The 11,976-nt window shown below is 67.1% G+C and carries 13 protein-coding genes; 8 read left to right on the forward strand and 5 right to left on the reverse strand.

The features are described from left to right. Positions 1 to 124: 124 nt before the first annotated feature. Entirely contained in the window at positions 125 to 1,834 is a 1,710-nt protein-coding gene (locus ACX80X_RS15205) for an ABC-F family ATP-binding cassette domain-containing protein (protein ID WP_252610603.1), read from the reverse strand. 221 nt (positions 1,835 to 2,055) lie between these two features. Here ACX80X_RS15205 and ACX80X_RS15210 point away from each other — a divergent pair, with 221 nt between their 5' ends. Beyond that, a complete protein-coding gene (locus ACX80X_RS15210) occupies positions 2,056 to 2,571 on the forward strand; it encodes a histidine kinase (protein ID WP_252610605.1) in 516 nt (171 codons plus the stop codon). Continuing rightward, positions 2,571 to 3,434: a DUF4097 family beta strand repeat-containing protein gene (locus tag ACX80X_RS15215; RefSeq protein ID WP_252610607.1), complete on the forward strand. Its 864-nt coding sequence runs from the start codon at positions 2,571 to 2,573 to the stop codon at positions 3,432 to 3,434. Before ACX80X_RS15210 ends, ACX80X_RS15215 begins: the two co-directional genes overlap by 1 nt. Before the next feature lie 109 nt (positions 3,435 to 3,543). Here ACX80X_RS15215 and ACX80X_RS15220 read toward each other — a convergent pair whose 3' ends face one another. From ACX80X_RS15220 to ACX80X_RS15230, 3 genes are read right to left on the reverse strand one after another with little or no spacing between them, the layout of a single operon-like run. Continuing rightward, the gene (locus tag ACX80X_RS15220; RefSeq protein ID WP_252599945.1) at positions 3,544 to 4,377 is read right to left on the reverse strand and encodes a metal ABC transporter permease; all 834 of its coding nucleotides are present in this window, start codon (positions 4,375 to 4,377) and stop codon (positions 3,544 to 3,546) included. Positions 4,378 to 4,425: 48 nt separating this feature from the next. Then, entirely contained in the window at positions 4,426 to 5,247 is an 822-nt protein-coding gene (locus ACX80X_RS15225) for a metal ABC transporter ATP-binding protein (protein ID WP_252599898.1), read from the reverse strand. Continuing rightward, complete coding sequence (locus tag ACX80X_RS15230) at positions 5,247 to 6,257, reverse strand: metal ABC transporter substrate-binding protein (RefSeq protein WP_459312525.1); 1,011 nt, start codon at positions 6,255 to 6,257, stop codon at positions 5,247 to 5,249. Before ACX80X_RS15230 ends, ACX80X_RS15225 begins: the two co-directional genes overlap by 1 nt. A 143-nt stretch (positions 6,258 to 6,400) precedes the next feature. Between ACX80X_RS15230 and ACX80X_RS15235 the strand changes: the two genes are divergently transcribed. From ACX80X_RS15235 to ACX80X_RS15250, 4 genes are all read left to right on the forward strand, one after another. Further along, positions 6,401 to 7,162 (forward strand): CPBP family intramembrane glutamic endopeptidase, encoded by a 762-nt coding sequence (locus tag ACX80X_RS15235; RefSeq protein WP_252610613.1) that lies wholly within the window; start codon positions 6,401 to 6,403, stop codon positions 7,160 to 7,162. 62 nt (positions 7,163 to 7,224) lie between these two features. Next, the gene (locus ACX80X_RS15240; RefSeq protein WP_252599896.1) at positions 7,225 to 8,208 is read left to right on the forward strand and encodes a 1,4-dihydroxy-2-naphthoyl-CoA synthase; all 984 of its coding nucleotides are present in this window, start codon (positions 7,225 to 7,227) and stop codon (positions 8,206 to 8,208) included. A gap of 74 nt (positions 8,209 to 8,282) precedes the next feature. Beyond that, positions 8,283 to 9,485 carry an AMP-binding protein gene (locus ACX80X_RS15245; protein ID WP_252599895.1) on the forward strand — a complete coding sequence of 401 codons (1,203 nt, stop codon included), beginning with the start codon at positions 8,283 to 8,285 and terminating at the stop codon, positions 9,483 to 9,485. Positions 9,486 to 9,564: 79 nt separating this feature from the next. Further along, entirely contained in the window at positions 9,565 to 10,446 is an 882-nt protein-coding gene (locus ACX80X_RS15250; RefSeq protein WP_252614069.1) for a 1,4-dihydroxy-2-naphthoate polyprenyltransferase, read from the forward strand. A 32-nt stretch (positions 10,447 to 10,478) separates the two neighbouring features. On the opposite strand, the gene ACX80X_RS15255 is transcribed toward ACX80X_RS15250, so the two are convergent. Then, positions 10,479 to 10,820, reverse strand: a complete 342-nt coding sequence (locus ACX80X_RS15255; RefSeq protein ID WP_252599893.1) for a DUF4229 domain-containing protein — start codon at positions 10,818 to 10,820, stop codon at positions 10,479 to 10,481. Positions 10,821 to 10,880: 60 nt separating this feature from the next. On the opposite strand from ACX80X_RS15255, the gene ACX80X_RS15260 reads away from it, so the two are divergent. Together ACX80X_RS15260 and ACX80X_RS15265 are read left to right on the forward strand one after the other, a co-directional pair. Next, complete coding sequence (locus ACX80X_RS15260) at positions 10,881 to 11,342, forward strand: PLD nuclease N-terminal domain-containing protein (RefSeq protein WP_252599892.1); 462 nt, start codon at positions 10,881 to 10,883, stop codon at positions 11,340 to 11,342. A 7-nt stretch (positions 11,343 to 11,349) separates the two neighbouring features. Continuing rightward, on the forward strand, positions 11,350 to 11,976 hold the full coding sequence (locus tag ACX80X_RS15265; protein WP_252614070.1) for a hypothetical protein: 627 nt from the start codon (positions 11,350 to 11,352) through the stop codon (positions 11,974 to 11,976).

The raw sequence follows: 11,976 nt of genomic DNA on the forward strand, positions 1-11,976 counted from the left end.
GCGGGAGACTGGCATAGGCCTATCTTCCGCCGCCGATGTTTCCGCCTGCCGGTCGGTGCGTAACTTTTCCTTTGCGCAAATCTCACCGCTTCCGGGCCGCCACCGGCCGGCCCCTGCGACTACATCAGGCCGGGGCCAGCACGCCCTTGTCCATCGAGTACCTGATCCAGCGGCCGGATTCGTCCGTCCGCGAGGTGTCGCTCTTCTTGGCGCACTTGGCAAACCAGTCCCGGAGGGCGCGGTCGTGGCTGACCATAACCAGGGTCCCGGTGAAGCCGGCGAGCGCCTCTTCGAGCTGCTCCACCAGGACCGGCGCCAGGTGGTTGGTGGGTTCGTCCACAATCAGTGTGCCGTAGCCGCCCAGCAGCAGGCGGGCCAGGGCAAGCCTGCGCTGCTGGCCCGCGGACAGGCTGCCTACGGGGACGTGGAACTCGCTGGTGCGGAACAGCCCCAGGCGCAGGAGTGCCTCGGCGTGCTCGTCGATGTTGCCGCCGAGGCCCGCCGCGAAGGCCGGCAGCAGGCGGAGCGTGGGCCGTTGCGGCAGTTCGAGTTCCTGCTGCAGGTAGCCCACCCGGGCCGGCCGCTGCACCCTCCCGCCAACGGGCTCCAGGGTTCCCGCCAGCACGGAGAGCAGGGTGGATTTGCCGGCGCCGTTCGGGCCTGTGATGAGGATCTTCTCGCCCGTGCCGGCCGCGAAATCAGTGACGCCCAGGCGGCCTGGAACCGCGACGCCGCGGGCAACGAGGACCGCCGATGCCGTCAAGTGGGAGTCCCCGGATGCGGTGGTCGCCACGGAGGCACCCGAAGGAGCCTCCGGTTCCACGGCCAGCTCCGCCGCCAGCCGCAGCGGCACCGGCGGGCGGTCGATGGGGCTCGCTTCCAGCCGCCGGAGCCGTTCCTGCGCGTTGCGGACCTTGCTGGTGGCCGCTTTCTGCCAAGTGCCGGCCTTAAAGTCGAAGCCCACCTTGTCATTGTCGCGCTGGCGGGCGTAGCCCATCTTGTCGGTCACGGTGTCCGCCTGCCGCTGCTCCGCCTCCATCGCGACGATCCACTCGTGGTACTGCTGAACCCAGCGCTGGCGTTCGGCGGCCTTCTCGCGGAGGTAGCCGTCGTAGCCGTTGCCGTAGCGGGTCACGGTACGGCGCTCGGCATCAACCTCAATCACGGTGCTGGCCACCTTGCGGAGCAGCACGCGGTCGTGGGACACCACCACCACTGTCCCGCGATGGGCGGCCAGCCGGTCCTCCAGCCAGGCGGTTCCGCGGGCATCGAGGTGGTTGGTGGGTTCGTCCAGGAGCAGGATGTCCGCCGGATCGGCCAGGACACAGGCCAGCGCCACGCGTTCCTGCTCGCCGCCGGAGAGCGATCCCAACGTCCGCTTCCGGTCCAGGCCACCCAGGCCCAGCCGGTCGAGCGCCGCCTCCACACGGGATTCCGCGGCGTAGCCCTCGCGCAGCTGGTACTCGGTCTGCAGCCGGCCGTAGGTTTCCAGCTCGTCGTCCTCGGCATCGGCGAGGCCGGCCTCCAGCCGGTCAAGTTCGGCTTCGAGGGCGCGCAGCGAGGACAGGGAAGCGTCGACGGCGGCTCCCACGGTGAAGGATTCGGGCAGGCCGTGCGTCTGGGCAAGGTAGCCCACGCGGCCGTGGCTGACCGCAGTTCCTTCGTCGGGCGCTTCCAGCCCTGCCAGGATCCGGAGCAGCGTGGATTTGCCGGCGCCGTTTTCGCCGACGATGGCAACATGCTCGCCGGCCGTGATGACCAGGCCGATTCCGTCCAGCAATTGCCGGTCGCCGTAGCCATGGGAGATGCCGGAAAGGTTCAGTTGTTCAGTCAAGACAAGTCCTCGCAAGATTCCGCAGTGTGGCCGCCGGAACTGATGCTCGACGGCGGCCCTGGATTCGGGGGAACAGTCCGGCATAGCCGGGCTGTTGCTCAGGACTTCATCGCTCCAGCTTCCCCGCCGGAAGCCGCAGCGTCAAGCCGGGACACCACCGGTGACACCAATATTCGCCAGAAAGTATTGACATGACACCAAAGTGACGTCAAAATGGTGTCATGCAACTCAACCAGTACGTATCCGCCGTCCAGCATCAGCTGGGCGTCGCGGCCGAAGCCGGTGGCCCTGAGGCCCGGGAACTCAGCGACCGCCTCACTGCCGCGCTTGAGTCCACCGTCCGGCTCGTCCTCCTCGAAGCCCTCTCCGACGCCGCCAGCGAGATCACCCTCGAGCTGGCCCCGGCGTCGGTGGAGGTACGGCTCCGGGGCCGCGATCCGGAGTTTGTGGTCACCAGCCCGCCCGTTGCCAGCGACTTCGAAGCGGTGACGGAACGGTCCAGCCAGCCTTCCCGGCAGACTCCGGAAGAGTTCGACGGCGCCAGCACCTCCCGCACGACGCTCCGCCTTCCCGATCACCTCAAGCAGCAGGTTGAAGAGGCCGCCGGCATTGAAGGCCTGTCCGTAAACTCCTGGCTGATCCGGGCCGTCGCGGACGCCCTCAACGGGAACCAATCCACCCAACGGACCATTCGCCGCGATCCCGGCGAGCAGAACTTCACAGGATGGGCACGCTGATGAAAACCTTCGAGACCCCCCAGCCAATCGCCGTCGTGGTGGACGTGTCCGTCCGTGCCGACATTCTGGTTGTGGCCGGCAACCGCACCGACACCGTGGTCAACGTCCGGCCCCGCGAAGCAACCCGGGCCCTGGACATCAAGGCGGCGGAGCAGACCACCGTGGACTACACGGATGGACGCCTGCAGGTAAGGCTGCATCCGCAACGCCGCCACACCTGGTTCAGCGACGGCGGCGCCGTGGACATCGCAGTTGAAGTGCCCATCGGCTGCAGCCTTGAGTTGAAGTCCGGAATGGGCGATCTCCGCTGCGAGGGCGAATTCAGCTCCGCCGAACTGAAGACGGACATGGGCCACGTCCACCTCGACCACTCCACGGAACTCCGGGTCCACACGGGCATGGGCGACGTGACCGTGGAACGCGTCGCGGGGCGGGCGGAAATCAAGACCGGCTCGGGCAAGATTCGGATCCGGGAAATCGACGGGACCGCCAGCGTCAAGAACGGCAACGGCAGCACGTACATCGTGGATGCCGCCGGTGAACTCAAGGTCAGTGCCGCCAACGGGGACGTCTCCCTGGAACGCGCCGGCGTCACCACCACCATCAAGGCCTCCAACGGCGACATCACGGTCGGCGAGGTGGTCCGCGGAATCCTCACCCTACAGACCGCCGCAGGTTCGTTGGCCATCGGCGTCCGCGAAGGCACCGCCGCGTGGCTGGACCTCAGCACCAAGTACGGTCGCGTCCGCAACGGACTCGATGCCACCACCGGGCCAAGCGAGACGGACGCCAAAGTGGAGATCCGCGCCCGCAGCGCCTACGGCGATATCACCGTGCGGCGCTCCCCCGTTCCCACCCGGTAAACCACACCAGGTCAGACCACAGCAAAAGAACAACGCGGGGTCACTTAACGCTCATGTTTCCCCTCGTATTGGGCAGTAATTGACCCCGCGTTGCTGTGGACTCCCGGGCCTAGGCAACCAGAAGCGCGGCGGCCTTCCTGCGGCGGGCCTTCGCCAGCCGGGTGCCGATCAGTCCCTGCCGGGGGCTGAACAGGTAGACGGCAGCGAACACCACGCCCTGCGTGAGCACCACCATGGCGCCCGAAGCCGTGTCCAGGTAGTAGCTGAAGTAGATGCCGGCGATGGAGCACACCGCTGAAATCACCGGTGCGATGACCAGCATCCGGTTGAAGCGGTCCGTGAGCAGGTAGGCGGTGGCACCGGGGATGATGAGCATCGCCACCACCAGCACCACGCCCACCGTCTGCAGCGCCACCACCGACGTCAAAGCCAGCAGCCCCATAAGCAGCGCCCCCAGCCGTTTCGGGGAGAGCCCGATCGCGTGGGCGTGCGTGGGATCGAACGCATAGAGGGTCAGGTCGCGGCGCTTCAGGATCAGGATGACGAACGCGACGACGCCGAGCACCAGCACCTGGATCAGGTCCGGGATGCTGACGCCCAGGAGGTTGCCGAAGATGATGTGATTCAGGTCAGTCTGGCTGGGCGTGACGGAGATCAGCACAAGGCCCAAGGCAAACAGCGAGGTGAACACAATGCCGATGGCGGCGTCCTCCTTCACGCGGCTGGTGTTGCGGATGACGCCGATCAGGGTCACCGCGATCAGCGCGAACACCAGGGCACCGAGCGCAAACGGGGCGCCCACAATGTAGGCCAGCACAACGCCGGGCAGCACGGCGTGGGAGACGGCGTCGCCCATCAGGGACCAGCCGATCAGCACCAGCCAACAGCTGAGGACAGCACAGACGACGGCGGCGAGCGCGGTGGTGACGATGGCGCGGACCATAAAGTCGTAGCTGAGCGGTTCGAGCAGAATGTCGAAGATTTCCACGGGTCAGCCCCTGCTCTCGATGGTGGCGGAGGCGCCGGCGGCTGCGGGGTGGACGACGGCGGCCGTGACGGCGGGGTGGGGAGGTACCGGAAGGTCGCGGTTCAGCACATCCAGGCCGAACGCCATGGCGAGGTTCTCCGGCTGGAGCACCAGTTCCGGGGCGCCGTGCATCAGGACCCGGCGCATGAGGAGCACGGCTTCGTCGCACAGGTTGGGCAGCGCGTGGAGGTCGTGGGTGGAGATCAGGATGGTGCAGCCGTCGGAGGCCAGCTCGCGCAGCAGCCGGGTGATGGTGGCCTCGGAGCGCTTGTCAACGCCGGCGAACGGTTCGTCCAGGAGCATCATGGTGGCACCCTGGGCAATGCCGCGGGCCACAAAAGCACGCTTCTTCTGCCCGCCGGACAGCTGCCCGATCTGCCGTTCCGCGTACTCGCCCAGTTCCACGCGGTCCAGCGCCAGATCGACGGCGGCGCGGTCGGCCTTGGAGGGGCGCCGGGTGAAGCCCTGGTGCCCGTAGCGTCCCATCATCACCACATCGCGGACGGACAGCGGGAACTGCCAGTCAACGTCCTCGCTCTGCGGCACATAGCCGATCCCGCCCTCCTTGCGCGCCCTGGTGGGTGACTGTCCGCCGATCAGTACGCGGCCGGCGTCGGGCTTGATCATTCCCATGATCACCTTGAACAGGGTGGACTTCCCGGACCCGTTCATGCCGATCAGGCCGCAGATCCGGGCGGCGTCCACGGTGAGCGAGGCGGAATCGAGCGCCAGGACCTCGCCGTAGTGGACGGTGACGTTTTCAACGAGGATGGCCGGGGAGCTCATTACTTCGCCCCTGCTGGGGCCCCGGTGGAGGTTCCGGCTGAGGTGCTGGCCAGGGCCTTGGTGATGACATCGGCGTCGTGCCTGATCAGGTCCAGGTAAGTGGGTACGGGCCCGTCGGCTTCGGACAGCGAATCCACGTATAGCGTGCCGCCGAACTTCGCTCCGGTGGCGCCCACCACCTGCTGCATGGGCGCATCGGACACCGTGGATTCACAGAACACGGCAGGAACCTGGTTGGCCTTGACGTACTCGATGGCGCGGGTGATCTGTTGCGGCGTGGCCTGCTGTTCGGCGTTGACGGCCCAGATGTAGACCTCTTTGAGCCCAGCATCACGGGCCAGGTAGGAGAATGCGCCTTCGCAGGTCACCAGGGCGCGCTGGTTCTCCGGGAGGCCTGCGAGGCTTGCTTTCATCTCGTCCTGCACACCCTGCAGTTCGGCCTTATACGCGTCACCGTTGGCTCTGAAGACCGCTGCGTTATCCGGGTCAAGCTCGCTGAACGCCTTCACCATGTTGTCCACATAGATCTGCACGTTCACGGGCGACATCCACGCATGCGGGTTCGGTTTGCCCTGGTAGGAGTCCTCGCTGATGGACATGACCTCCACACCGTCACTGACCACGGCGTGCGGCACGTCCAGGCCCTCCACGAACTGCCCGAACCAGGCCTCGAGGTTCAGGCCGTTGTCCAGGATGAGGTCCGCCTTGGCTGCCTTGCGGATGTCGCCGGGGGTGGGTTCGTAGCCGTGGATTTCGGCGCCCGCCTTGGTGATGGACTCCACCGTGAGCTTGTCCCCCGCAACGTTCCGGGCGACGTCGGCGAGCACCGTGAAGGTGGTCAGGACCACGGGCTTGTCACTGTCACGGGCGCCCGACGCGTCACCCCCGCACGCGGTAAGGGACAGGGAAAGGAGGACGACGGCGGCGGCGCCGGCAGCGCGGAACGCCGCCGTTCCCCGGGCGAGGGTTCGGACGGCGACTTTGGCGCGCCGAAACAAAAATTTAGGCATACCGAACATTCTACGCGACGCCGATCTGGCCCCGCAATGTGACGCCCACCCGCCCACTCCCAACTAGGTAGCGCTAACTGTCGCTTTGGGGCCTCAAAACGACAGTTAGCGCTACCTAGTTGGGAGGGAGCTAGGCTGAAGACATGGCCATCACGCACCGGAAACCACCCGCGCCGCAGCCCGAGCTGTACCGGTTTTCCGCCCTTGATTTCACCGCCGTCGGCCTCTATGTGGCCGCGGCCGGGCTCTTCGCCGTGGCCGGGGAACTGCTGGTCCCGCTCATAAGCCAGCTTGCCCCCAGCCCGGCCGCGGCGTCGTACGCCGTGAACCTCATCTTCTATGGCTCGATCGGGATCCTGGCGCTGGCCGCCGCCCGCCGGGTGGTAGCCCGGGACCTGCGCGTGCTGGCCACCCGTCCGTGGTTCACGCTGCTGATGGTACCGGCGGCGGTGGTGGCCATGATGATCCTCACGGCGGTGGTGGTGTCGGCCGGCGGCGGAGTGGAGACGTCGGCAAACCAAGCCGGACTGCAGGCGCTGATGCAACAGGTTCCTGCCTGGCTGATGGTGCCGGTCCTGGTGGTGGTGGGCCCGTTTGTGGAGGAGTACATCTTCCGGCACCTGCTGATCGGCAAGCTCAGCCGCCGGCTCAACATCTGGCTGTGCTGTGCCCTCTCTGTGGTCCTCTTTGCCGGCATCCATATCGCAGGCCAGGAAGCCATCACGCTCAGTGCTTTGCTCCCCTATCTGGCCATGGGCGGCACGCTGGTGTTTGTCTACGTGTGGACCGGGAAGAACCTGATGTTCTCCTACTTTGTGCACGCGGCGAAGAACCTGCTGGCGGTCATCTTCATCTACGCCATCCCGCCCGAGCTATTCGAGCAGTTGCAGCAGGTCCAGCCCTGACAGCTGCCGTTCCCGAGGGCAACGAGTTCTGCATCAGCTGACCCGATTACTAGACTTGTCCGGTGAGCAACCAACTTCCCGCCAAGGTGTCCGACGTCTTTGACCCCACCCGCTGGCGCACCGTGTCCGGTTTCGACGACTTCCAGGACATGACGTACCACCGGCAGGTAGAGCGGGTCTCGACAAGCTCGACCACCGGGACGGGCTCAACAACCGGAACGGAAACCAGGGACCTGCCCACCGTCCGCATCGCCTTCAACCGCCCGGAAGTCCGCAACGCCTTCCGCCCCGGCACGGTGGACGAGCTCTACCGCGCCATGGACCACGCCCGCATGACCCCGGACGTCGCCACGGTCCTGCTCACCGGCAACGGCCCCTCCCCCAAGGACGGCGGCCACAGCTTCTGCTCCGGCGGGGACCAGCGCATCCGCGGCCGCGACGGGTACCGCTATGCCGACGGCGAGACCCAGGAAACCATCGACCCCGCCCGCGCCGGACGCCTCCACATCCTCGAGGTCCAGCGGCTCATGCGGACCATGCCCAAGGTGGTCATCGCCGTCGTGAACGGCTGGGCTGCCGGCGGCGGGCACTCCCTGCACGTGGTCTCGGACCTCACGATCGCCTCCCGCCAGCACGGCAAGTTCAAGCAGACGGACGCCACGGTGGGAAGTTTCGACGCCGGGTACGGCTCGGCGCTGCTGGCCCGCCAGATCGGCCAGAAGTCCGCCCGCGAGATTTTCTTCCTGGCCCGCGAGTACTCCGCGGACGACATGGTCCGCATTGGCGCCGTGAACGAGGCCGTAGACCACGAGCGCCTCGAAGAGGTGGCCCTGGAATACGCCGCGGACATCGCCCGGCAGTCACCGCAGGCCATCCGGATGCTGAAATTCGCCTTCAACCTTGCCGACGACGGCCTGGCCGGCCAGCAGGTCTTCGCCGGCGAAGCCACCCGTTTGGCCTACATGACGGACGAGGCGGTGGAAGGAAAGGAAGCCTTCCTGGAGAAACGCGACCCGGACTGGTCCCGCTTCCCGCACTACTTCTAGGCACCACGTCTAGGCACAAACTTCCAAGCCGGCCGGCCTCCAGGCCCCGGCTGACTTCAAAGGCAGGACGGCACATGAATCTCGGAACCCAGACCATCGGTCCCACGGACATCGACCCGGTGCTCAAAGCCCTGGCTGCCGCCCTCCACGGTGAGGGACCCGCCGTCGAACTTTCCGTGGGCCCCGACGGCGAACTGGTGGTGGGACACACCGAGACGCCCGGCTGCGATGACGCCGTGGCGGTGGTCCGCACGTCCGGCTCCACCGGCGCGCCGAAGGCTACCATCCTGACCGTCGAGGCGCTGGCGGCCTCATCCATGGCCACCGCCCTGGCGCTCAAGGGCGAGGGCCAGTGGCTCCTGGCCCTCCCCGTGCAGTACGTGGCAGGCGTGCAGGTCCTGGTGCGGTCACTGTTCGCCGGCACCCGCCCGTGGGTGATGGACATGTCCGGCGGTTTCACCCCCGAGGCGTTCACGGCCGGCGCCCTGGAGTTGACCGACAAGTTCCGCTTCACCTCGCTGGTCCCCACACAGCTCCAACGCCTCCTGGAGGCGCCGTCGCCGGAGACCCTGGCCGTCCTGCGGCGGTTCAACGGCATCCTGCTGGGCGGCGCACCGGCGTCGGCCGGGCTGCTGGACGCCGCCCGCGAGGCCGGCGTCAGGGTGGTCGCCACGTACGGGTCCGCCGAAACCTGCGGCGGCTGCGTGTACGACGGCGTGCCGCTGGAAGGCGTCCAGGTCCGGGTGGCCGACGACGGCCGTATCCTGCTGGGCGGCGACACCGTGGCCGCCGGGTATGTGGATGCGCCCGAAGCGACGGACACGTTTTTCGAGGAGGACGGCGTCCGCTGGTACCGCACCAATGACCTCGGCACGCTGGACGCGGACGGCCGGCTCACCGTGCTGGGCCGCGCCGACGACGTCATCATCACCGGCGGCGTCAAGGTCTCCGCCGCGCATGTGCAGGAAGAGCTGGAAAAGTCCGACGGCGTTGCGGCGGCTTTTGTGGCCGGCGTCCCGTCAACGGAATGGGGCCAGGCCGTGGCCGCCTTTGTTGCGCTCGACGCCGCTGCCTCCGGCGCCACCGCGGACTCAGGTGTCGCGGGCTCCCCAGCAGGGGATCACACCGTCGTACTTAAGGAGGAATGGCACAGGCGGCTGGGCCTCCTGGCGCCGAAAACCGTCCTGGCTGCCCCGGAACTGCTGATGCTTCCCAACGGCAAGCCGGACCGCCTGGCGATGATCGAACGGCTCAACGCGCTGCATCAGGGAAAGTAGAGTAGAGCTGCACCGGCGGCCCGTTCGCGGCCGCCACCACCGTTTCACCGTTCTCCCGACCCAACACGAGGTACTGACCGTGGCCACAGCCGCACAATGGATCCAAGGCGCCCGCCTCCGCACTTTGCCGGCCGCCATCGCCCCGGTACTGATCGGCACCGCCGCGGCCTACGAGCTGGATTCGTTCCGCCCCGTTAATGCCGTGCTGGCCGCCCTGGTGGCGCTGCTGCTGCAGATCGGCGTGAACTACGCCAACGATTATTCCGACGGCGTCCGCGGCACCGACGAGGACCGCGTGGGACCCCTGCGGCTGGTGGGTTCCGGCGCCGCCCAGCCGGAACACGTCAAATATGCAGCGTTCGGCGCCTTCGCGGTGGCCATGCTGTTCGGCCTGGCGCTGGTGTTGATCACCCAGAGCTGGTGGCTGATCCTGGTGGGAGTCGGCTGCGTCATGGCCGCCTGGGGCTACACCGGCGGCAAGAACCCCTACGGCTACATGGGCCTGGGCGACGTCTTTGTGTTTGTCTTCTTCGGCCTGGTGGCAACACTCGGCACCACCTACACCCAGGCCGGCCAGGTCAACCTGCCGGCCGTTATCGGCGCGCTCGGTACCGGTCTCATTGCCTGCGCCCTGCTGATGGCCAACAACGTCCGCGACATCCCCACCGACATCCAGGCCGGCAAAAAAACCCTGGCCGTGCGCCTGGGCGACAAGCACGCCCGCGAAAGCTACGTGCTGATGCTCGCCGTGGCCGTCCTGCTGGTGGTCATCCTGGCTCCCGGGCGGCCGTGGATGCTGATCGTGCTGCTGCTGATCCCGGCCTGCCTGATGCCCGCCTGGCTGATGATCAACGGCCGCAAGCGCAAAAGCCTCATTCCCGTGCTGCAGCAGACCGGCCTGATCAACCTCGGCTACAGCCTGCTGTTCTCACTGGGACTGGTGCTCAGCCACGGATTCTAGGCCGAATCCGGGCGGGGTCAAGGACTCGGGCTCTAGGACTCGGGTGCCTTCGGGGCCGGTGTTCCGGTTTCGGGGGCCTTCGGGCCGCTGTTCCGGATGGTGACATCCGGGTTGGCGTCCAAGAGGCTGTCCTCGGCTTCGGCGTCGGCCACCTCGCTTTCACTGCGCAGCGGCTTGGCGTTGCCGGAGAGCCGTCCGTGAATGGCGGCAGCGGCGGCGTCGCGCTGTTTCTGGAAGAAAAGGTAGCTGACCGCAAACGCGATCAGCGCTGCGCAGATGACTGACAGCACCGCCCCCAGCTTCAGGAACATAAAGAGCACAAAGAGCGGCGCAAACAGCGCCAGCCGGATCAGGGAGTATTTCAGAAAAGCCACGGTTCAAGTTTAGCCGCTTTGCCTGAACGCCCCCGGCCCGCGGACGATAGACTTAATGCCATGCTCTTCCGTGTGGTTCTCGCCGTCGCCATTCTCGTCATCTTTGTGTATGGCCTGGTGGACGTGATCCGCACTGATGGCCGCCTCACCCGCGGGATCTCCAAGCCGGCCTGGATCGTGGTGATGATTGTCCTTCCGGTGCTCGGCGCCATCCTGTGGCTGCTGATCGGCCGTCCGCGTGACTCAGCCCCGGTCCGCCAACCGCGCAGCCACCCCACCGCGCCGGATGATGATCCCGATTTCCTCCGCAACCTGGAAATGCGCCGCCGCAACCAGGCCGACGCTGCCCGCCTCAAGAAGCTCAAGGATGACCTTGAGGCGAACGCCAAGGCGGACGGCGGTCCCGCTCGCACCGGACAGGACAACGCCGGTACGCGGGGCAAGGATGGGATCGGCCACGACGAAGCCGGCGGTGCCAGCACGGGAGACGCGGACACCCACGATACCGGCGACGTAAAGTAGGCAAAACGTGGCCCAGCACCCCGACGGAGAATCCCAACAGCCAGTTGCACCCGCCGGGGCTGCCACGCCCCCTCTGCCGCCGCCGCGGCCCGGGCTGTCCTACGCCGCGCCGGCGCCCATCGTTGTCATTCCGCCGACACCGCGGAGCGTCCGCCTAGCGCGGACCTTCTGGCTGTTCAGCTTCGTGGCAGGCCTGGCCGTGCTCATCGGTTCCTTCCTCACCCTCGACTCACACCTGGAGCGGCTCCGCACCGTGGTGGACCAGATGTCCCCCGGCGGCGGACCTGACGCTGTAACCACATCCGCGACCATTGTTTTCTGGGGTAGCCTGGGCGCCCTGCTGCTGGTGATCCTGCTCGAAGCGGCGGCGCTGGCAATTTTCTCAGCGCGCCGCGGCTGGTCCCGCTGGCTCATGATCCCGCTGCTGGCCGGGCAGGTAATGGTCATGGTGGTGGCCGCAGCTTTCCTCGTCCCCGAGGGCGACGCCGGCAGCTATGTTGTCCTGCTCTGGGGAGCCCAGTTGCTCCTTGCGTTCCTCGGCCTTGTGGCGGTTTTTGCGCCGTCGGCGGGCAGGTGGCTCAAGTCAGCGCGGATCCAGTCGGCGCAGGTCAGGCCGGCGCGGACGCGGCAATAA

It is taken from the genome of Pseudarthrobacter sp. MDT3-1, assembly GCF_054510755.1.

Coding starts and splice junctions, on each gene's coding strand:
- ACX80X_RS15215 (WP_252610607.1), top strand. CDS start 2,571: ATGAAAACCTTCGAGACCCCCCAGCCAATCGCCGTCGTGGTGGACGTG.
- ACX80X_RS15225 (WP_252599898.1), bottom strand. CDS start 5,247: ATGAGCTCCCCGGCCATCCTCGTTGAAAACGTCACCGTCCACTACGGC.
- ACX80X_RS15230 (WP_459312525.1), bottom strand. CDS start 6,257: ATGCCTAAATTTTTGTTTCGGCGCGCCAAAGTCGCCGTCCGAACCCTC.
- ACX80X_RS15245 (WP_252599895.1), top strand. CDS start 8,283: ATGAATCTCGGAACCCAGACCATCGGTCCCACGGACATCGACCCGGTG.
- ACX80X_RS15210 (WP_252610605.1), top strand. CDS start 2,056: ATGCAACTCAACCAGTACGTATCCGCCGTCCAGCATCAGCTGGGCGTC.
- ACX80X_RS15235 (WP_252610613.1), top strand. CDS start 6,401: ATGGCCATCACGCACCGGAAACCACCCGCGCCGCAGCCCGAGCTGTAC.
- ACX80X_RS15260 (WP_252599892.1), top strand. CDS start 10,881: ATGCTCTTCCGTGTGGTTCTCGCCGTCGCCATTCTCGTCATCTTTGTG.
- ACX80X_RS15220 (WP_252599945.1), bottom strand. CDS start 4,377: ATGGTCCGCGCCATCGTCACCACCGCGCTCGCCGCCGTCGTCTGTGCT.